The sequence below is a fragment of the Burkholderia lata genome, assembly GCF_902499335.1.
Lineage (GTDB): Bacteria > Pseudomonadota > Gammaproteobacteria > Burkholderiales > Burkholderiaceae > Burkholderia > Burkholderia lata_B.
Genome location: NZ_CABVQK010000002.1, coordinates 557,281 through 578,577, shown reverse-complemented (window position 1 = coordinate 578,577; position 21,297 = coordinate 557,281). Strand labels below are relative to the sequence as shown.

The 21,297-nt window shown below is 69.9% G+C and carries 13 protein-coding genes; 10 read left to right on the top strand and 3 right to left on the bottom strand.

All coding sequences use genetic code 11. The features are described from left to right. Window positions 1-9: 9 nt before the first annotated feature. Complete coding sequence (locus tag BCO18175_RS06880) at window positions 10-756, top strand: fimbrial biogenesis chaperone (RefSeq protein WP_174980002.1); 747 nt, start codon at window positions 10-12, stop codon at window positions 754-756. Next, window positions 753-1,775 (top strand): fimbrial protein, encoded by a 1,023-nt coding sequence (locus tag BCO18175_RS06875; RefSeq protein ID WP_174969139.1) that lies wholly within the window; start codon window positions 753-755, stop codon window positions 1,773-1,775. The genes BCO18175_RS06880 and BCO18175_RS06875 overlap by 4 nt, the downstream gene beginning before the upstream one ends. Window positions 1,776-1,911: 136 nt before the next feature. Here BCO18175_RS06875 and BCO18175_RS06870 read toward each other — a convergent pair whose 3' ends face one another. Together BCO18175_RS06870 and BCO18175_RS06865 are read right to left on the bottom strand one after the other, a co-directional pair. After that, window positions 1,912-2,049 (bottom strand): HHHH-motif protein, encoded by a 138-nt coding sequence (locus tag BCO18175_RS06870; RefSeq protein WP_011351930.1) that lies wholly within the window; start codon window positions 2,047-2,049, stop codon window positions 1,912-1,914. Between the two features lie 46 nt (window positions 2,050-2,095). Next, a complete protein-coding gene (locus tag BCO18175_RS06865; RefSeq protein WP_174912300.1) occupies window positions 2,096-2,335 on the bottom strand; it encodes a hypothetical protein in 240 nt (79 codons plus the stop codon). 314 nt (window positions 2,336-2,649) lie between these two features. On the opposite strand from BCO18175_RS06865, the gene BCO18175_RS06860 reads away from it, so the two are divergent. The 7 genes from BCO18175_RS06860 (at window position 2,650) to BCO18175_RS06830 (ending at window position 9,453) form a co-directional block, all read left to right on the top strand. Next, window positions 2,650-3,306 (top strand): RNA polymerase factor sigma-70, encoded by a 657-nt coding sequence (locus tag BCO18175_RS06860; RefSeq protein WP_174980001.1) that lies wholly within the window; start codon window positions 2,650-2,652, stop codon window positions 3,304-3,306. A gap of 86 nt (window positions 3,307-3,392) precedes the next feature. Further along, window positions 3,393-3,635, top strand: a complete 243-nt coding sequence (locus tag BCO18175_RS06855; RefSeq protein ID WP_011351933.1) for an MbtH family protein — start codon at window positions 3,393-3,395, stop codon at window positions 3,633-3,635. A 44-nt stretch (window positions 3,636-3,679) separates the two neighbouring features. Further along, on the top strand, window positions 3,680-4,687 hold the full coding sequence (locus BCO18175_RS06850) for a TauD/TfdA family dioxygenase (protein ID WP_174980000.1): 1,008 nt from the start codon (window positions 3,680-3,682) through the stop codon (window positions 4,685-4,687). Continuing rightward, window positions 4,687-5,535 (top strand): ABC transporter ATP-binding protein, encoded by an 849-nt coding sequence (locus tag BCO18175_RS06845; protein ID WP_174912290.1) that lies wholly within the window; start codon window positions 4,687-4,689, stop codon window positions 5,533-5,535. The genes BCO18175_RS06850 and BCO18175_RS06845 overlap by 1 nt, the downstream gene beginning before the upstream one ends. Next, complete coding sequence (fhuB, locus tag BCO18175_RS06840; protein WP_174969134.1) at window positions 5,532-7,622, top strand: Fe(3+)-hydroxamate ABC transporter permease FhuB; 2,091 nt, start codon at window positions 5,532-5,534, stop codon at window positions 7,620-7,622. Before BCO18175_RS06845 ends, fhuB begins: the two co-directional genes overlap by 4 nt. After that, window positions 7,619-8,419, top strand: coding sequence for a siderophore-iron reductase FhuF (fhuF, locus tag BCO18175_RS06835; protein ID WP_174979999.1), 801 nt, complete (start codon window positions 7,619-7,621; stop codon window positions 8,417-8,419). Before fhuB ends, fhuF begins: the two co-directional genes overlap by 4 nt. After that, window positions 8,416-9,453 (top strand): ABC transporter substrate-binding protein, encoded by a 1,038-nt coding sequence (locus tag BCO18175_RS06830; RefSeq protein ID WP_174979998.1) that lies wholly within the window; start codon window positions 8,416-8,418, stop codon window positions 9,451-9,453. The genes fhuF and BCO18175_RS06830 overlap by 4 nt, the downstream gene beginning before the upstream one ends. A 175-nt stretch (window positions 9,454-9,628) precedes the next feature. Here the strand turns inward: BCO18175_RS06830 and BCO18175_RS06825 are convergent, their stop codons facing one another. Then, a complete protein-coding gene (locus tag BCO18175_RS06825; RefSeq protein WP_174979997.1) occupies window positions 9,629-11,374 on the bottom strand; it encodes a cyclic peptide export ABC transporter in 1,746 nt (581 codons plus the stop codon). Window positions 11,375-11,645: 271 nt separating this feature from the next. On the opposite strand from BCO18175_RS06825, the gene BCO18175_RS06820 reads away from it, so the two are divergent. Continuing rightward, a complete protein-coding gene (locus BCO18175_RS06820) occupies window positions 11,646-21,296 on the top strand; it encodes a non-ribosomal peptide synthetase (RefSeq protein ID WP_174979996.1) in 9,651 nt (3,216 codons plus the stop codon). Window position 21,297 lies beyond the last annotated feature (1 nt).

Genomic DNA, 21,297 nt, shown 5'->3' with positions numbered 1-21,297 from the left:
GATCAAGCGATGAAAAATTCCTTCTCCCTTTCCTTTTCGCGGCGCGCATGGTGCGTGCTCGCGACCGCCGGCGCGCTGTTCGCAAGCGCCGCGCAGGCGGCGATCGTGCCCGATCGCACGCGCGTGATCTTCAACGAAGGCGAACAGGCCGCGATCGTCACGATCACCAACAAGAGCACGACGTACCCGTATCTCGTGCAGTCGTGGCTCGAGGACGCGAAGGGCAACAAGATCACGACGCCGCTGATGGTCGTGCCGCCGCTGCAGCGCGTCGAGGCGAACGAGCGCAACGTGCTGCGGATCGCGAAGCTGCCGGGCACCGAGTTGCCGGCCGATCGCGAATCGGTGTTCTACCTGAACATCCGCGAAGTGCCGCCGAAGACGGATACGCCGAACACGCTGCAGATCGCGCTGCATACGCAGATGAAGCTGTTCTACCGGCCGAAGGCCGTGCAGCCGGCGCGCGACGAGGACTGGACGCTGCCGATGACGTTGCGGGTCGATTCGGCCGCGCACACGCTCGTGTTCGACAATCCGACGCCGTATCACATCACGATCGTCGACGTGGCTTCGGGTGCGCAGAAGACGCATGTGCCGCTGGACCCGGTGATGGTGAGCCCGATGAGCACGGCCGACGTGCCGTTCAAGGCCGCGACGCCGGCGACGCTGTTCGTCACGCACGTGGACGACTACGGCGGCCAGGTGGCGGTGGAGTATGCGTGTGAGGCCGGTGCGTGCAAGAGCGTGAAGAAATGAGCGGGGCAATGCGCCATCAGGAATCGCCGGCGGCATGGTTGCGCTGGGTCGTGCTCGTGTTGCTGGTCGCGGCCATGCAGCCCGCATGGGCACTGCGCTGCCTCACCAACAGCGGCGCGACTTCGTTGACCGAGCCGATCGGCGGGGTGGCCTCGTATCCGACCGACGCGCCCGACGGCTACGTGATCTGGGTGTCGCCGGTGCGCACGACGACGGGGTATTGCTACAAGGACCTGGGCGACGACAGCAGCCTGAAAGTCGTCGACAACATCTATTTCTACGCGAATCCGAATCGAACGAGTCCTGCCGCGTGGGGGCTCGAGATCGGCATCCGCTACAAGGGCGTCGATTATTTCGACAAGACCAGCAACCGCGGCGGCGGGGTGTTCACCGGGTATTCCGTGCCGCCGTGCAGCAAGTACGATTTCGACCGCGGGCGTTGCCAGCAAACGCGCATCAGCATCGACTATCAGGTCGTCGTGCGCAAGCGGGGTAGCTGGGTCCAGCCGCCGAGCGATATCTACACGGTGTTCCAGTTCGACGGCGAGTTCGGGCTGAACGCATACAACCCGAGCTTCCAGTACCGGCTGAGCGGCCTGCGCAACCTCAAGCCGACGCCGTGTTTCGTCGACGTGCTGGTGACGCCCGAACCGGGCATCATCAATTTCGGGCAGGTCCAGGCGGTCGGCAACGGCTTCCTGCCGGCGGTGCCGCGCAAACGGTTCTCGTTGTCGCTGACCAAGAAATGCAACGTCGCGGTGCGCGTCGACGGGTACTTCGAAACGAGCTATCCGGTTCAGAACGGTTTGCTGGTTCCCGCGAAGGACAGCAATTTCGGGATCGGCATCGAAGACAGCCAGGGCAAGGCGGTTCCGTTCAACCAGCAGTTCACGCTGGCGCAATTCCCGTCGAACGTGATGAATCAAAGCGTACTGATGGACGCGGTGCTGAAGTCGTTCGGCCCCCCGAAGATCGGGCGGTTCGACGCGACGGCAACGATTCGATTGTTTATCTACTGATGTGGATGTGCGCGGGCACGACCGCAAGCCCCGCCATCCCGTCATCAAAAAAGCGCCGACATGTGAACTGCACCCCAAAAGCTGGACTTGATCCGGCCTTTGGGGTGTTTTTTCATGAACCGGCGCCTTGTTTCGTTTACCGCACCCAGCGGCACATCTTGTGATGGTGATGGTCGAAGTGACACACGCGGTGCGGATGCGCTTCGGCGATCGCCGGCACGAGCACCGCAGCGGCGAGCGCCGCGACGGTCAGGGTTTTGAGTAGCGTCTTCATGTTGAGGTCCTGTCGTTGAATAGCGGGCTACGGGAGCGGCGGCGCATTACCACTGCGGCCGCTGATCGTCGCGACGGTCGTCCCGGCGATCGTCGCGGCGATCGTCACGCCCGCCGGGATGCTGAGCCTCCCAGTCGTGGCGCTCCCAGTATCGATGTCCGTCCCAGTAACGATCGCCATGCCAGCCGATCGTGACTTCAGCCTGGGCAGGATAGGCGACGCATCCGGTGAGCATCACGCTCGACAGCGCACCCACCATGACAGCGGATAACACGATGGATTTCATGTTGTTCTCCCTTGGAAACGGCACGTCGATCGTACGAGCCCTCAAAATTTCACGTAGTAATAAGTTGCTACCGCGCATGACAGGTGCAGGCATTTCGTCAGGCGCGTGAAAGGCCGTGTTGGCGTTGAGCGCTGGACGGACGCGTCCGTGACCGCGTGCCGAGCCCCATGGCACATGTCTCATCTGCCCGAACAACGATTCCGCCGATTATTCAGACAAATCCTGACAGCCGAAAGGGTCATCCCGTAATCGGATTGAGAATGATTTGCGTTTACGTTAAATTGCGCTATCTCGGAATTTGACGGAGCAGATCGATGGCGATGGCGGAAGTGCTCGACCGACCGGCGGCGGCAGCGGCGAACCCGTTCCTCGGCAGTTATCCCGACCGGCCGCCGCGCGCGCGCCGTGCCGCGGAGCCCCGGGTGCAGGGCGCGTTGCTCGACGTGCTGATCTCGCATCGCGCGATGCTCGTCAATGTCGCGCGCGGGTTCGTCGGCTGCGCGAGCCGTGCCGAGGACGTCGTGCACGACGTATTCGTGAAGCTCGTCGAATTCCCGAACCAGGACGCGGTGCGCCAGCCGGTCGCGTACGTGACGCGGATGGTGCGCAATGCGTCGATCGACGCGTGCCGCCGGCAAAGCCTCGAGAACGTCTATCACACGGAAGAGGACGACGGCTTCGACGTGCCGTCGCCCGAGCCGACGCCGGAAGCCGCGCTGCTGACGCGCGATACGCTGCGGCGCGTGTGGGCCGCGCTCGACGACCTGCCGGCGCGTAGCCGCGCGGCCTTCGAGATGGTGCGGCTGCGCGAGGAGACGCTGCAGACCGCGGCGCGCGCGCTGAACGTGTCGCAGACGCTCGTGCACTTCATGGTGCGCGACGCGGAGCGCCACTGCGCGGAATGCCTCGACGCGTGTCATCGCGGCGTCGCGTGCCCGGTGTTCCTGGGCGGCCGCGCACGGCGCCGGTAAAAAACCGCGCCGGTCAAACGTCTATCAGACAGGAGCGGCCGAAACCGCCGCTTCGCCACCTTCAACCGCCTCAGCGATTTCCGATCATGACGCAAGCCACGACGCCTTCCGCCGACACCGACGACCTCGTCTATACGGTCGTCATCAACGACGAAGAACAGTATTCGATCTGGCCGACGTTCCGGCCCGTGCCGGCCGGCTGGCGCGAGATCGGCGTGAGCGGCCCGAAAGCCGACTGTCTCGCGCACATCGAGACCGTCTGGACCGACATGCGCCCCGCGAGCCTGCGCCGCGCCATGGACGGCGAGCGCGCATCGCGCGCGTCGTGACCCGCTGCGCCGTGATCCGGCGCATCACCTGAAGAGGACGTTGCATGACCCTGCTTTCGTTGCCGACGCTCGACGACCTGCGTATCGAGCCGGGGCTGCCCACCGTCGTGTCGCCGCGCGGCGGCGACGGGATGTCGATCGACGACGTCGCGCCGCTCGCGCGAGAAATCGCGGCCGACACGCTCGAACGGGCGGGCGGCGTGCTGTTCACGGGTTTTCACGTGCCGTCGATCGACACGTTCCAGCAGTTCGCGGCGTCGTTCGGCGATCCGCTGATCGGCTATGAATACGCATCGACGCCGCGCAGCCAGGTCGAAGGCGCGGTCTACACGTCGACCGAATACCCGCCGCACCGCGCGATTCCGCTGCACAACGAGCAGTCGTACACACGCGAATGGCCGCTGCGGATCTGGTTCCACTGCGCGCTCGCGGCCCCGAAGGGCGGTGCGACGCCGATCGCGGACAGCCGCGCTGTGTACCGCGCGCTCGATCCGGCGCTGGTCGCGCGTTTCGAGAAGCGCGAGCTGCTGTATGTGCGCAATTTCGGGCAGGGGCTCGACCTGCCGTGGCAGCAGTCGTTCGGCACCGACGAGCCGGCCGAGGTCGAACGGATGTGCGCGGCGCGCGGCATCGAATGCACATGGCGCACCGACGATGATGGCGAACTGCTGCTGCGCACCCGCGAACGCTGCCAGGCCGTTGCGCGCCATCCGCGCACCGGCGACCGCGTGTGGTTCAACCAGGCGAACCTGTTCCACCTGTCGGCGCTCGACGACGACATGCAGGAAGCGCTCGTCGACGCGGTCGGGCTCGAGAACGTGCCGCGCAACGTGTATTACGGCGACGGCGAACCGCTCGAAGCCGATGCGCTCGCGGAGATCCGCGGCGTGCTCGACCAGCAGCGCATCGTGTTCCCGTGGCGCACGGGCGACGTGCTGATGCTCGACAACATGCTGACCGCGCATGCGCGCGACCCGTTCGAGGGGCCGCGCAAGGTCGTCGTCGCGATGGCGCAGAGTTATACGGTCCCGCGCGACCGAACGGAGGATTGATGACGCGTAGTACCGCCGCGCTTGCCGCGCGCGGGCTGTCGGTAGGGTATCGCGACCATGTCGTGATCGACGGGCTGGACCTGTCGATCGCGGCCGGCCGCGTAACCGCGCTGTGCGGACCGAACGGCTGCGGCAAGAGCACGCTGCTGCGCACGCTCGCGGGCCTGCAGCCCGCGCGTGCCGGCCATGTGGAAGTGAACGGCCAGCCGCTCGCGTCGTTTCGCCGTCGCGCGCTCGCGCGCGAGCTGACGATGCTCGCGCAGTTCAACCAGATTCCGTCGGGCCTCACGGTGCGCGAGCTTGTCGCGTATGGGCGCTATGCGTACGGCGGCTTCCTGCGCGGCCTGTCGCGGGCCGACCATGCGGCGATAGACGAGGCGCTCGAGACGAGCGGCCTCGCCGGCGACGCGAACCGCGACGTCGGTGCGCTGTCGGGCGGTGAGCGCCAGCGCGCGTGGATCGCAATGGCGCTCGCACAGCAGGCGCCGATCGTGCTGCTCGACGAACCGACGACCTATCTCGACATCCATCACCAGCTCGACATCCTCGATGCGCTGCGCACGCTGAACCGCACGCGCGGGCTGACGATCGTGTGGGTGCTGCACGACCTGAACCAGGCGGCTGCGTATAGCGACGAGATCGTGCTGATGCGCGCGGGCCGCCTCGTCGCACAGGGCACGCCCGACGCGATGCTCGATCCGGCGCGGCTGCGCGCGGCGTTCGGCGTCGAGATGCTGAAGCTCGCGCATCCGCAGACGGGCGCCCCGATGTGCGTGCCGGCCTACGGGCCGACGACCGACGGCGTGCCGCAGGCGGCCGGCGTCTTCGACCGGGATCTCGCCGTATGACGACGTTCGCGATGCGCAAGCGCCTCGCGGCAGCGGGGAAGGGTACGGCGTCAGGCCGGGCCGGCGCGATCGCGTTCGGCCTCGTGACGTTGATCGCGCTCCTCGCGGCGTTGCGTGTCGCCCCCGATCTGCGCGTGTGGTGGGATGCCGTGCCCGGCAGCGATGCCGCCGCGCTCGCGCACGTGTTCCTGTTCGATCTCAACCTGCCGCGCGTCGCAGCGGCGCTCGTCGCGGGCGGCTGCCTGGGCATCGCGGGCGCGCTGTTCCAGTCGCTCACGCGCAATCCGCTCGCGTCGCCCGACCTGCTCGGCGTGACGGGCGGCGCCCAGCTCGGCCTGCTCGCGGCGATGCTCGTGCCGGCGCTGGCCGGTGTCGCATCGGTGCCGCTGCTGTTCGTCTGCGGGCTGGCCGCTGCCGCCTGCGCGATCGTCGCGGCCGGCGGCTGGCGTGCGACGCCGTTGCGGCTCGTGCTCGCGGGCAGCGTGTGCATGCTGCTGTTCGCCGCGCTGTCGACGCTCGTGCTCGCATTCTTCGAGCAGAACATCGCGGGTGCCGCACTGTGGACCAACGGCAGCCTCTACCAGCCGGGCGCGACGGGCCTCGCGCTCGCCGCGCGCTGGCTCGTCGTGCCGCTCATCGCCTTGCCGTTCGTGATCCGGCCGCTGAATCCGCTCACGCTCGGCGATGACGCGGCGGCCGCGGCCGGCGTGCGCGTCGACGCGACGCGGCTCGCCGCGACGATCGTCGCGGTCGCGTTCACGAGCGTGGCCGTCAGTATCGCGGGCCCGCTGTCGTATGTCGGCCTTGTCGCGCCGAACCTGCTGCGCCAGGTGCGCGGCGCGCGCGCGGCGCGGCTCGGCGTGCTGGTGCCGCTGTCGGCGCTCGCGGGCGGTGCGCTCGTACTTGTTACCGACAGCGCGGTGCTCGCGTCGGGTCTCGATGCCACGCTGTCGACCGGCGTCGCGATCGCGCTGGTCGGCACGCCGCTGATGCTGGCGATGATCCGACGCGGTGCCGCGTGGTCGGGCGTACTGCACGCGGATGCCGAACGCGCGGCGGGCGGCGGCTCGACGCGGCTCGTCGGCTGGCTCGAACGGCTCGGCTGGCCGCTGCGCACCGCGCTGTTCGTCGTCGCGGGCGTGCTGGTCGTGTTGGTCGGTGTATCGGCCGGCCCCGAGTGGCTGTCGATCGCGCGCTGGTCCGATGCGCTGTCCGGCCACGATGCGCTCGCGCGGATGCTGATCGATCTGCGCATGCCGCGCCTGTTGTGCGCGCTTCTTGCTGGCGCGTTGCTGGCGGTCAGCGGTGTCGCGATGCAGAGCGTCGTGCGCAATCCGCTCGCAGGCCCCGAAGTGCTCGGCGTCACGCAGGGCGCGGGGCTCGTCACGCTGTTCGCGTTGTCGACGTGGCCGCTGATGGGGCACGTGACGCTTGCTGCCGCCGCGCTGATCGGCGGTGGGTTGTCGCTCGCGATCACGCTCGCGCTGAATCACCGGCATCGCTACGCGCCGCTCGCGGTGGCGCTGACGGGTATCGTGATCGGCGCACTGTGGACCACGCTCGCGCAATGGCTGATCACGCAGGAAAGCGTGCAGCCCGCGCGCTTCGTCGTGTGGCTCGTCGGCGGGACTTACGGCCGGAGCTGGGGCGAGGTGTCGATGCTGTTGCCGTGGTGCGTGCTCGCGGTGCCCGTGTTCGCGTGGCTCGCGAAGCCGCTCGACATGCTCGCGCTCGGCGACGACCAGGCAGCCGCGCTCGGCCTGCCGGTGGCCGCGCTGCGGCCGCTCGCGCTGACGATCGCGACGCTCGCCGCGTGCGCGGCCGTCGCGGCGGTCGGGCCGGTCGGCTTCATCGGCTTGATGGCGCCGCACGTCGCGACGATGCTCGGCGCGCGCCGGCACCGTACGCGGCTGTGGCTCGCGGCCGCATGCGGCGCGCTGATCCTCGGTGTGGCGGATCTCGCGGCGCGTACGGTCGTCGCGCCGCGTGAAGTGCCGGCCGGCGTGCTGACCGCGCTGATCGGCGCACCGTACCTGCTCGGGCTGCTGATCCTCGAGGGGCGCCGCGCCCGGCGCGCAGGGCGATGACACCGTCGCTCGACGCCGCGCGCGCCACGCGCTTCTCCGCGTTCGCGCCCGAACCGTTTGCCGAACACCTCGACGTCGTCTGGCTCGGCATGCCCGACGACGCGCCCGCGCCGGGCCGCCTCATCGTGCCGGTCAGCGCGTTGCCCGCGCACCGCGACATCGTGCTCGACGCGATGGTCCGCCATTACGGCGGCGATCCGGCGCAGCATGCGCGCGCGCTGATGTCGCAATGGAGCAAATACTATTTCGGCCGTGCGGCGCCGGCCGGCGTCGTCGCCGCGCTGACGCTCGGCCGGCCGCTCGACATGTCGCCCGAGCGCACGTTCGTCGCGCTCGACGACGGGATGCCCGCCGCGCTGTACTTCACGCACGATGCGCTCGGCGAACCGTGCGACGACCCGGCACCACGCTATGCGGGGCTCATCGCGCATCTCGGCGCGGTGATCGACCTGCTCGCGGCGATGGGCCGCGTCACGCCGCGCGTGCTGTGGAGCAACGCGGGCAACCTGCTCGACTATCTGCTCGATACGTGCCGTTCGCTGCCATGCGCCGCCGATCCCGTCCGCGATGCGGACTGGCTGTTCGGTTCGAGCTGCGTGCACGGCGAGCCGAATCCGCTGCGTGCGCCCGTGCGCGATGCCGTGCCGCGCTCTACGCTGCTGCCGACGCCGTTTCGTGCGCGCCGCGTGTGCTGCCTGCGCTATGAAATTCCTGGAGAAACGCAACTGTGTGGAAGCTGCCCCCTGCTACTGACGATGGACGACGCGGCACTGGCCGAGCAGGACGCGATCCGGTGACGGATGCCGGCCGCCGGCATGCGCTCGGCGCGCTCGCGGCGCTCTGCGCCGCGGGCTGCGGCGCGCTTTCCGCAGCGTCCGGCGCCGTTGCCGCGACCCTCGACGCCCATCGCGCGCAGGGCGTGCGTGCGCCGGGCGCGGTGTCGCTGGCCGGCAATCCCGTCGTGTCGCAGGCGAGCGCGACGATGCCGGTGCGGCCGCAGCGTGTGGTCGCGCTCGACTTCATGTTCGCGGAAAGCGTGATCGCACTCGACATCGTGCCGGTCGGGATGGCCGATACGGCGTTCTATCCGGGCTGGCTCGGCTATCAAAGCGACCGGCTCGCGAACGTGACCGACATCGGTTCGCGCCAGGAGCCGGGCCTCGAAGCGATCGCGGCAGTCAAGCCCGACCTGATCATCGGCGTCGGTTTCCGTCACGCGCCGATCTTCGACGCGCTCGACCGGATCGCGCCGACGATCCTGTTCCAGTTCAGCCCGAACGTGTCGGACGGCGGCGTGCCGGTCACGCAGCTCGACTGGATGCGGCAAATCTTCCGGACGATCGGTGCGGTGACGGGGCGCGACGCGCGGGCCCAGGCGGTCGACGCGCAGCTCGATGCGGGCATCGCGCGCAATGCGGCGCGGCTCGCGGCCGCGGGCCGCAAGGGCGAGCGCGTCGCGCTGCTGCAGGATCTCGGCTTGCCCGACCGCTACTGGGCCTATACGGGCAACAGCACGTCGGCGGGCCTCGCGCGCGCGCTCGGGCTCGACCCGTGGCCGAAGAAGCCGACGCGGGAAGGCACGCTGTACGTGACGTCGGCCGATTTGCTCAAGCAGCGCGAGCTGGCCGTGCTGTTCGTGACCGCATCCGGGATGGAGGTGCCGCTGTCCGCGAAACTCGATTCGCCGGTGTGGCGCTTCGTGCCCGCGATGAGGGAACACCGGATCGCGCTCATCGAACGCAATATCTGGGGGTTCGGCGGGCCGATGTCGGCGCTGAAACTGGCCGACGTGATGACCGATACGATGCTGAAGCTGCCGGCCGTGCGTTGAGTTCGCGGCGGTCGAGCGGCGGATGACGCCGCTTCGACTTCGACGGGCAGGGCATTGGGGCCGGCCTGACTCGTGGTGAACCGCCCACGCGCCCGAAGCATTTCCTTCTGAAACGAAAATCGCCGACGCACTGCCATTGCAGCGCGTCGGCGATTTTTTTGCATCGACTGCCGCGTTACGCGCTCAGCGCATCGACGCCATCCTGCGCGCGCGATCGCGCCGGCGTCGTGTCGCTGACGATGCGCCCGTTGTCGAGCTTCAACAGGCGGTCGGCGAGATCGAAGTAGCGGTCGTCGTGCGTGATCACGATCACGGCCTTGCCGCGCGCGCGCAGCTCGGGCAGCAGTTGCTCGTAGAACACGGCCTTGAACGACGGATCCTGGTCGGCCGCCCATTCGTCGAACAGGTAGAACGGCCGGTCCTCCAGGTACGCGACGACGAGCGCGAGCCGCTTGCGCTGCCCGGTCGACAGCGCACGGGTCGAGAACGCACCGTCGACCACCTTCACCTTGTGATCGAGCGCGAGTTTCGCGACCAGCGCGTTCGCGCGAGCATCAGCCTGCGCGCGGGACGGATCGTCCGGATCGACGATGCCGAGCAGCGCATCGAACAGGTGGAAATCGTTGAACACCGCGCTGAAGCGCTGCCGGTACGCGGCGCGCTCGCGCCAGCCGATCGTGCGGCCGTCGACCTCGATCGTGCCTTCTTCCGGCTCGTAGAGCCCCGTCAGCACCTTCGCGAGCGTCGTCTTGCCGCTGCCGTTGCCGCCGACGATGAACACGAGCTCGCCCGGCTGGATCGTGAGGTTGATCGGCCCGATGCTGAACATCCGTTCGTCGCGCTCGTGGAAGTACGCATGCGTGACGCCGCGCAGCATGACGGCGCCGGCCGGCGGCACGTCGGGTGCGTCGGACGCGGGTGGCACCGTGCGCAGCGCGCCGAATTCGGCCATCACGCCTTCGATCCGCGTGAGCGACACGCGGGCCGCGTTGACGGTCGGCAGGTTGTTCAGCAGCCCGTCGAGCGGCACGAGCATGAACAGGAACACGACGACGTAGCCGGCGGCCGAGGCCGGATCGGCATGCACGCCGAGTTGCGGCCAGAACGACGCGATGCCGAGGAACACGTAGAACAGGAAGATGATCCAGCCGACGCCGACCGCATACGCGCTGAACGCGCGACGGCGGTGGTCGCGCACTTCGCCGATCGCGGCGCCGAGCTGGCCGTCGACGAACTGGCGTGCGCGTTCATCGTGAAGCTTCAGCTCCTTCGCGCCGGAAAACAGCGAGCCGAGATAGCCGAACAGGCGGTCCTGCGCCTGGCCGGCCGCTTCGAGCGACGCGATCGCGCGGCGGTCGCCGGTGTGGTAGCCGAGCGAACCCGCGATGATCGCGGCCAGCGCCAGCAGGCACACCGGCCACGACAGCCACGCGAGGTAGCCGAGGCAGCCGAACACGATCGAGCCGTGCATGACCAGGTTCGGCAGCGCGAAGAACAGCATCGACACGTTGGTGGCGTCGTCGGTCAGCACCGACTGCACGGGTGCCGCGCCGATCCGCTCGATGTCGCGCAGCTCGGCCGCGCCGACGCGCCGCGCGAGATGCACGCGCAGCCGCGCCATCGTGTCCTGCGACAGGCGGGCAAACAGCGTGCCCGACACGATTCGCGTGACGAGTGCGATCACCGCGCACAGCGCGAAGCGCCACGCGAGCGACGCATCGGCGGCGCCCGGCTGCGACAGCGCGCGGTTCAACGTCGCGACGAGCAGCACGCTCGCGACGCCGTTCAGCACGCACGCGGTGAGCGCCAGCGCGAGTGACGCGCGGCTTTCGCGCAGCAGCGCAAGGATCAGGCGCGCCGCGGGGCGGGCGGGGGATGCGTCGAGGGACGGCGGGGAAGAGGGCTCGTGGGCGGCTGTCATCGGCAACGTCGGTAAAGGGAAGGCAAGCGAAAACGCGGAAACGGCAAAACTGACGTGAAAGCGGCGGGCGGGGCGGGGCCCCGTTCCGGCGTTCCTCCCTGATAGACGAACGGGCCGCGCAAATATTTAGCGGCGCGTTCAAAAAAGCGTTCGCATGGGCTTTGAGCACAAAACGGTAAAAAATCGGCCGCGCCGTTCGTCACACCAGTGAAGCCGCCCCAAGCGGCCCCGAGACTTGGCCGAAGCGGCCGGACCGAAGGACTTCACGCACATGACGAGTTTCCCGACTGCGCTGCATCACCGAATCCGCGAACTGGCGCGCCTCGCGCCCGACGCACCCGCGATCGCGGTTCCTTTCCAGAATGACTTGCGCCTGTCGCGCGGCGCGCTCGATGCGCAGGCGTCGCGGCTGGCCCGGCAACTGCGCGCGGCCGGCGTCGGCGCGGAAGTGCGGGTGGGCGTGTGCGTCGAGCGTTCGTGCGAACTGTTCGTCGCGCTGCTGGCCGTGCTGAAGGCGGGCGGTGTGTTCGTGCCGCTCGATCCGCGCCATCCGGCCGCGCGCCTCGACTGGATCGTCCAGGATGCGCAGTTGCGGCACGGGATCGTCGACGCGGCCGGCCGCGCGGCGCTCGGTAGGCCGTTCGAACACGCGTTCGACGCGGCATTCGACGCAGAGAGCGGGCAGGAGATCGCTGCGGATGACGAGGCGGTATCCGTTCACCCGCGTTCGGCCGCCTACATGATCTATACGTCCGGTTCGACCGGCACGCCGAAGGCGGTCGTCGTCGAGCACGGGCCGCTCGCCGCGCACTGCGACGCGCTCGCAGCCGCGCTGCCGATCGAGGCCGGCGACCGCCTGCTGCATTTCGCGTCGGTCAATTTCGATGCCGCGCACGAATGCTGGCTCGCGCCGCTCGCGACCGGTGCCGGCATCGTCGTGGCACCGCCGCAGCCGTTCGCGCCGGATGCCGCACATGCGCTGATGGTGAGTGAATCGGTCAACGTGGCTGCGTTCCCGCCTGCGTACCTGCGCGAATTCGCGGCGGTGGCCGCGCGCGACGGCGTGCCGCCGGCCCTGCGCGTGCTCGCGTTCGGCGGCGAAGCGCTGCCGCAGCAGGCGTTCGAATTCGTGCGCAGCACGTTCCCGTCGGTACGCCTTATCAACGGCTACGGGCCGACGGAGGCCGTCATTTCGCCGATGCTGTGGCCGGTCGAGCCGGGCGAGACGCCCGTGCTGGCCGCCGACGATGCGTATGCGTCGTTGCCGATCGGCCGCGTGATCGGGCCGCGCGTCGCGCGTGTCGACGGCGGCGAGGCCGATGGCGTGGGTGAGCTGCTGCTGGGCGGCGTCTGCGTCGCGCGTGGCTATCACGGCCGTCCGGCGCTGACGGCCGAGCATTTCATTCCCGATGCGGACGGCGAACCCGGTGCGCGCGTGTACCGCACGGGCGACCTCGCGCGGCTGCGCGACGACGGCGCATTCGACTATCTCGGCCGTCTCGACGATCAGGTCCAGGTGCGCGGCGTGCGCGTGGAACCCGCTGAAATCGCCGCGTGCCTGCGTTCGCATCCGGCCGTGGCCGACGCCGCCGTGGTCGCCGAAACCGGCAACGGGCCGACGCGGCTGATCGCGTGCGTCGCGCTACGCGCGGCGGCCGACGATGCGGCGCTGAAAGAACACGTGGCCGCGCAACTGCCGGCCGCGTGGCAGCCGCACCGGTTCGTGCGTTGCGATGCGCTGCCGTATACGCTGAACGGCAAGATCGACCGTGCCGCGCTGCGCGAGAAGATTGCCGCTGTGCGCGACACCGTGCAAGGCAGCGGCGACGCACCGCGCACGCCGACCGAACAGCAGCTCGCCGGCCTCTGGCAGACGCTGCTCGGCCTCGACGTCACGCCGTCGCGTGACGACCGCTTCTTCGCGCTGGGCGCCGATTCGCTCGCCGCGATGCAGTTGCAGGCCGCGATCCGTGCCGCAGTGCGCGTGAACCTGCGGCTCGATACGCTGTTCGCCGATCCGGCGCTCTTCGAACTGGCCGAAGCGGTCGATCGTGCGGAGCGCGAATCCGGCGCACCGCTGGCCGCCATTTCCGCACGTCGCGTGCCGGCCGAAGCGGCCGTATCGGACGCGCCGCACGTCGATCGTGCCGCCTCGCTCGCGCAACAACGTTTCTGGGTACTCGCGCAAACGCGTGATGCAAGCGCCGCGTATCACATCGCCGCGCACTGGACGATCGACGGCACGCTCGATCGCGCAGCGTTGCAGCGTGCGCTCGATCACGTGATCGGCCGCCACGAAGCATGGCGCACGACGCTCGTCGACAACGACGACGGTGTCGTGATGCAGCGGATCCACGCGCATCTGCCGGTGACGATCGCCGACGTCGACCTGCGCGACCAGCCGCCCGCTGCCCGCGACGCGCAAGCCGCGCGTCTCGCCGAGCGCGATGCGGCCGAACCGTTCGACTTCGCACGCGGCCCGCTGCTGCGCGCGACGCTGGTCGCGCTCGCCGACGACCGTCACCGCCTGCTGCTGACCGCGCATCACGCGATCACCGACGGCTGGAGCTCGCGCTGCGCATTCGACGAACTGTCGGCTGCCTATCGCGTGTATGCCGAAGGCCGCGAACCGTCGCTGCCCGAACTGCCGATCCAGTACGCCGACTATGCGGACTGGCAGCGCGACATGCTGGCTGGCGGCGAAGGTGAACGTCAGCTCGACTACTGGCGCGGCGCGTTGCGCGACGTGCCGGGCCCGCTTGCGCTGCCGGTCGATCGTCAGCCGGGCGCCACGCGCACGCTGCAAGGCGCACGCGTGTCGGTGCGGCTGCCCGACGCGGTCGCGGCCGACGTTCGGCAACTTGCGCGCGACGCGCAGGCGACCGTCTTCACGGTGCTGCTGGCCGGGCTCGACGCATGGCTGTCGCGCCTGACCGGCGCAACGGATGTCGTCGTCGCGGTGCCGGTCGCGCATCGCCAGCGTCCCGAAACGCGCGCACTGCTCGGGCTGTTCCTGAATACGGTCGCGCTACGCGTGCGCGTGGCCCCGACGCTGCCGTTCGGCGCGCTCGTCGACGCGGCGCGCACGGCGGCGCTCGACGCGGTCGCGCACCAGGATGTGCCGTTCGAGCGCGTCGTCGACGCGGTGAAGCCGCCGGTCAAGCGCGGCGACGAATGGCTGCGCGTGAAATTCGCGCAGCAGTTCGACGCGCGGCACGACAGCGTGCTGCCGGGCGCAACGGCCGTTGCAACGCCGGGCCCCGATCTTGCCGCGCGCTTCGACTTCGCGGTGGATTTCACTGACGATGCGAACGGCATCGAACTGGTTGCCGCCTATGCGACCGACTGCATCGACACCGACACCGCGCGCGCGTGGCTCGACAGCTACGCGGCGCTCGTCGGTGCGGCCGCGCGCGATCCGCGCCAAACGACGGCCGTACTGCCGTGCGACGCGTCGGCCGCTTCGCGCCAGCCGCGCGACGGCCGCGCGCTGCGCGTCGAACATGCGAATATCGTCGCCGCGTTTGCGCGGCAGGCAGCCGCGTATCCGCATCGCGTCGCGCTGGCCGATGCGTCGGCGTCGCTGACGTTCGCCGAACTCGACGACGCATCGAACCGCATCGCACGCGCGCTGACCCAGCGCGGCGTGGCCGCCGAAGCGTCCGTCATCGTCTGCATCGAGCGCTCGGCGCGCTTCGTCGTCGGCCTGCTCGGCGCGCTGAAGGCCGGTGCGCTCGCCGTGCTGCTCGATCCCGCCCAGCCGGCTGCACGACTGGCCGCGGCAGCCGCCGACTGTGACGCGCGCTGGGCGCTCGTCGCGGATGTCGCTGGCTGGCCGGCCGGCATCGACGCCCAGCCGCTCGACGTCGACACGCTCGCTCAGGACGCAACCCTCGCGCACGCAGTCGGCGTGCGCATCGCACCGCATCCGGAACAGGGCGCGTACCTGATCTATACGTCGGGCTCGACCGGCACGCCGAAGGGCGTCGTCGTGTCGCACGGCGCACTGGCCGACTATGTGCAGGGGATGCTCGACGAGCTCGCGTTCGCACCGGACGCGTCGTTCGCGATGGTGTCGACCGTCGCGGCCGACCTCGGCCATACGACGCTGTTCGGCGCGCTGTGCGCGGGCCGCACGCTGCACCTGCTGCCGGCCGCGTGCGCGTTCGATCCCGACCTGTTCGCCGAAGAAATGCGCCGCCGTGACGTCGGCGTGCTGAAGATCGTGCCGAGCCACCTGCAGGCGCTGCTCGACGCACGTGTACCGGCCGACGTGCTGCCGCGCCACGCGCTCGTGACGGGCGGCGAAACGCTCACGTGGGCGCTCGTCGCGCGCCTGGCCGCGCTTGCGCCGGCCTGTCGCGTGATCAACCACTACGGGCCGACCGAAGCGACGGTCGGCGCGATCGCCTGCGACACGGCGTCGATTGCCGCCGATGCGCGCGATCCCGCGAACGGCGTGCCGCTCGGTGTGCCGCTGCCGAATGCGCGCGCACTGGTGCTCGACGCGTTCGGCGCATGCGTGCCGGCCGGCGCGACGGGCGAACTGTATCTGGGTGGGCCGGGCGTCGCGCGCGGCTACCTCGGGCGTCCGGCGCAGACCGCCGAGCGCTTCGTACCCGATCCGTTCACGCCCGGCGCGCGGCTGTATCGCACGGGCGACCGCGTGCGCTTGCGCGTGGACGGCCGCCTCGCGTTCCTCGGCCGTATCGACGACCAGGTGAAGATTCGCGGCTACCGCGTCGAGCCGGGCGAGGTGAGTGCGGCCGTGCGTGCGGCCGGCCCGGTTGCGCAGGCCGAAACGCTCGCGATCGAACTCGACGGCCGCCTGCGGCTCGCGACCTTCGTCGTGATGCGCGACGGTGCGAGCTTCGACGAGGCTGCCATGCGCGCGGCGCTTGCCGCGAAGCTGCCCGACTACATGGTTCCTGCACAGTTTGTCGCGCTCGCGCGCCTGCCGGTCACCGCGAACGGCAAGATCGATCGCGCCGCGTTGCGCGAACTGGCAGCCGCGCCGGTCGCGACTGCATCCGGCGATGCACCGCAGGGCGCGGTCGAAACGGTGCTGGCCGAAGTCTGGCAGGCCGTGCTGAAGGCGCCGAAGGTCGGCCGCGACGACAACTTCTTCGAACTCGGCGGCGATTCGATCCTCGTGCTGCAGGTGATTGCCCGTGCGCGCAAGCGTGGTGTGCGCTTCACGCCGAAGCAGCTGTTCGACGGCCCGACGGTCGCCGAACTCGCGCGCATCGCGAAGACGGAGGACGTGGCCGCCGCGCAGCCTGCGGTCGCAGCTGCTGCCAGCGCGCCGGTGACGGAGCAGGTCCTGACGCCCGCGCAGCAGCGCTTCTTCGCGCTCGATATTCCGCATCCGGGCCACTGGAACCAGTCGGTCGCGTTCGAGGTGCGCGGGCCGTTCGACGCCGATGCGTTCGCGCGCGCCTTCGATGCATTGCTGACGCATCACGACGCATTCCGCCAACGCTTCGCGCGCGGCACGGACGGCACGTGGCAAGCCAGCGATGCCGCGAAGCCGTACGACGCGCTGCCGTCCGTCGAAGTCGCTGCCCGCGACGAAGCCGACGCGCTCGCGCGCTTCGACGCGTTGCAGCGCCGTCTCGACCTCGGCCGCGGGCCGCTTGCCTGCGCATGCGCGGCACGCCTGCCTGACGGTTCGACGCACCTCTATCTCGCGATTCACCATGCGATCGTCGACGGCGTGTCGTGGCGCATCCTGCTCGACGACCTGGACACGGCCTACCGTGCCGCATGCGAACGCACGCCGATCCGGCTGTCGCAGCCGGGCCTGCGCGCGGATGCATGGGCCGCACGGCTCGCACGTGCGGCAACGGAACCGGCATCGCCGTTCGCGGCCGAAGCCGCCTACTGGGCCGGCATGGCGCAGGGCGACGACGTCGTGCCCGATCATCCCGACGCAGCGGCGACGAACGCCGATGCGGCCGTCGTCGTGCAGACGATCGACGCGGCATTGACCCGCGCGGCGCTCACCGATGCGCACGCTGCCTATCGCACGCAGACGATCGAACTGCTGGGCGCGGCGCTCGCACTGTCGCTCGCTGGCGCGAGCGGTGCCGCATCGTGCCGTGTCGAACTGGAAGGGCATGGCCGCGAGGCGCTGTTCGACGACGCGGATGCCAGCCGCACGATCGGCTGGCTGACGAGCCATTACCCGGTGACGCTGCCGGTCGAGGCCACGGCTCGCGACACGCTGTGCGCGGTCAAGGACGTGCTGCGTGCCGTGCCGCACAAGGGGCTCGGCTTTGGCGTGCTCGCGCACTACGGCGCTGCGGCGACGCGTGCGGCGCTGGCCGCCGTGCCGCGTCCGCGCGTCACGTTCAACTATCTCGGCCAGTTCGACGCACCGCGCGATGCCACGCTCGTGCCGCGCTTCGGCGGCACCGGCGTCGAGCGCGATCCACAGGGGCCGCTCGGCAATTCGCTCGCGATCCACGCGTATCTCGATACGGATCGTGACGGCGCACGCACGCTGAAAGTGCACTGGGTCTACGGCGCACCGCAATTCGAGCGTGCGACGATCGACGCATTCGCCGAACGCTTCGCGGCGGCGCTGCGCGAACTCGTCGAAGCGTGCGCGTCACGGGTTGCGCATCGCGGCGGTGGTGCGACACCGGGCGATTTCCCGCTCGCGCAGGCCGCTGGTCTCACGCAGGCTGCGATCGAACGCACGCCGCTCGACTGGCGCACGATCGACGACGTGTATCCGCTGTCGCCGATGCAGCAGGGCATCCTGTTCCACGCGCTGTTCGCGCCCGGTCACGCCAGCTATGTGAACCAGCTCGTCGCGACCGCGACCGCGCTGGACGCCGACCGGCTCACGGCTGCGTTCGAAGCGTCGATCGCGCGCCACGACATCCTGCGCACGAGCGTGATGCCGGACGAAGCCGCGCCGCTGCAGTGCGTGCACCGCCACGCGCAAATGCCGGTCGAGCAGCTCGACTGGCGCACACGCGGCGACTCGTTCGACGCCGATTTCGACGCATGGCTCGCGGCTGATCGCGCCCGCGGTTTCGACTGGCGCGAGCCGCCGCTGATGCGGCTCACGCTGATCCGCGTGACCGACGACGCATGGCGTGTCGTCTGGACGCGTCACCACGTGCTGCTCGACGGCTGGAGCACCGCGCGCCTGCTCGCCGACGTGCTGCGCGACTATCGCGACCCGGACGCCGTGTCGCCGTTCGCAAGCCGTCCGGCGCTGCGGTATCGCGACTTCATCGCATGGCTCGGCACGCGCGATCACGACGCCGACGAACGCTTCTGGACGGGCCGCCTCGCACGGCTCGACGCCCCGACGCTGATCGCGGAACGCACGGCCGACCGCGCGGATGCCGAAATGGTCACGTGGCGCGCGGCGCTCGATGCCGGCACGACGACGCGCGTTGCGCAGACGGCGCGCGCACTGAAGCTGACCGTCAACACGCTGGTGCAGGGCGCCTGGGCGCTCGCGCTGCAACGGATGACGCACCAGCCGGCCGTCGCGTTCGGCGCGACGGTCGCCGGCCGTCCCGATGCACTCGCGGACGTCGACTCGGTACTCGGTCTCTTCATCAACACGCTGCCGGTGATCACGGCGCCCGCGCCGCAACAACGCGCGGCCGACTGGCTGCAAACGCTGCAACGCGAGAACGCGGCTGCCGCCGAGCACGCACACACGCCGCTCGCCGACATCCAGCGCTGGGCGCGTGGAGCGGGCGGCGCACTGTTCGACACGCTGGTCGTGTTCGAGAACTATCCGGTCGACGACTCGGCGCGCGACGCCGATCCTCGCGCGCTGACGTTGAGCGGCGTGCGCAGCATCGAATCGACCGATTTCGCGCTGACCCTCGTGATCGAGAGCGGCGCCGAGCTGACGATCGACTATGGCTACGACACCGCGCGCGTCGATGCGCGACAGGTTGAAACCTGGCACCGTGCGTTTGCCTGCGCGCTCGATGCGCTGGCCCGCACGCCGGACGCGCTGCTCGGCACGCTGTCGATCGCCGATGACGCCACCCGCGACGCGCTGGCGCAGGATACCGCGCGCGCTTGGCCGGCGTCGCAGCGGCAGCCGTTGCATCTTCAATTCACCGATGCGGCACGGGCGACGCCCGACGCGATCGCGCTCGAATACGCGGACGTCCACGGCGGCGTGCATCGCGCGACCTATCGCGAGCTCGACGTCAGCACGTCGCGCATCGCGGCTGCGCTGCGCCGGCGCGGCGTGCAGCCCGACACGCCGGTCGCGCTGTGCGTCGAGCGTTCGTTCGACATGGTGATGGCGCTCGTCGGCGTGCTGAAGGCCGGTGCGGCCTACCTGCCGGTCGATCCCGACTATCCGGCGGAGCGCATCGCGTACCTGCTGCGCGACGCGCGGCCGGCGGTCGCGATCACGCAGGCCCACCTGCGCGAGCAGGTCGAGGCCGCGCTCGGCGACGGCGCAACGACGCAGTTGCTGACGGTCGCGGACCTGCTCGCCGATGAAACCGGAAACGACACCGCCGGTGCGACCGCCACGATCGACGACGCGCAGCTCGCGTACCTGATCTACACGTCTGGTTCGACCGGCAAGCCGAAGGGCGCCGGCAACACGCACGGCGCGCTCGCGAACCGGATCGCGTGGATGCAGCACGCATACCGGCTGACGCGCGACGACGTCGTGCTGCACAAGACGCCGTTCGGCTTCGACGTGTCGGTATGGGAATTCGTGTGGCCGCTGGCGATCGGCGCGAAGCTCGCGATCGCCGCGCCCGGCGACCATCGCGATCCGGCGCGTCTTGCCGCCGCGATCCATGCGCACGGCGTGACGGTGCTGCACTTCGTGCCGTCGATGCTCGCCGCGTTCGCCGCTTATCTCGACGATTTCTCGGCCGCCGCGCAGTGCGACAGCGTGCGCCTGATCGTCGCGAGCGGCGAGGCGCTCGCACCTGAACTCGTCGCGAAGATGGCCCGGCTGCTGCCGAACGCGACGCTCGTGAACCTGTACGGGCCGACCGAGGCCGCGATCGACGTGTCGCACTGGACCTGCGGCCCCGACGATGCGCATGCGGTCGCGGTGCCGATCGGCCATCCGATCGCGAACCTGCAACTGCACGTGCTCGATGCCGCATGGCAGCCGGTGCCGGCCGGCGCGACCGGCGAACTGTATCTCGCGGGCGCGGGCCTCGCACGCGGCTATCTCGGCCGTTCCGCGCTGACCGCCGAGCGCTTCGTGCCCGATCCGTTCGTGCCGGGCGCGCGCATGTACCGCACGGGCGACCTCGCGCGCCGGCGTGCCGACGGTGCGCTCGACTACCTCGGCCGCGTCGATACGCAGGTCAAGCTGCGCGGCCAGCGGATCGAGCCGGGCGAGATCGAGGCATTGCTGCGCGCGACGCCCGGCGTGAACGACGCGGTCGTGATCGTGCGCGACGAGCAACTGATCGGCTATGTCGCGCGCGGCGACGCGGGCCCGCTCGACCGCGCGGCGCTGCTCGACGCGCTGCGCGCGCAACTGCCGGCCTACATGGTGCCGTCGCAGCTGATCGAACTCGATGCATTGCCGGTGACGCCGAACGGCAAGTGCGACCGCCATGCGCTGCCCGCGCCGGTGCGCGAAGCGGCGGCCGAAGTCGAACTCGCGACGGATACGGAACGCGCACTTGCCGAGATCTGGCAACGCGTACTGCATGTGGATGCGATCGGCCGAGACGGCGATTTCTTCCTGCTCGGCGGCCATTCGCTGCTCGCGACGCAGGCCCACGCGCAGGCGAACCTGCACTGGGGGCTCGCGTTGCCGCTGCGCACGCTGTTCGACACGCGCACGCTGGCGCGCTGCGCGGAAGCGATCGACGCGGCCTGCGCGGCGCGCGGCGAGACCGACGCGGCGAGCGCGATCGACGCGCTGCTCGGCGAACTGGAAACCCAATAAG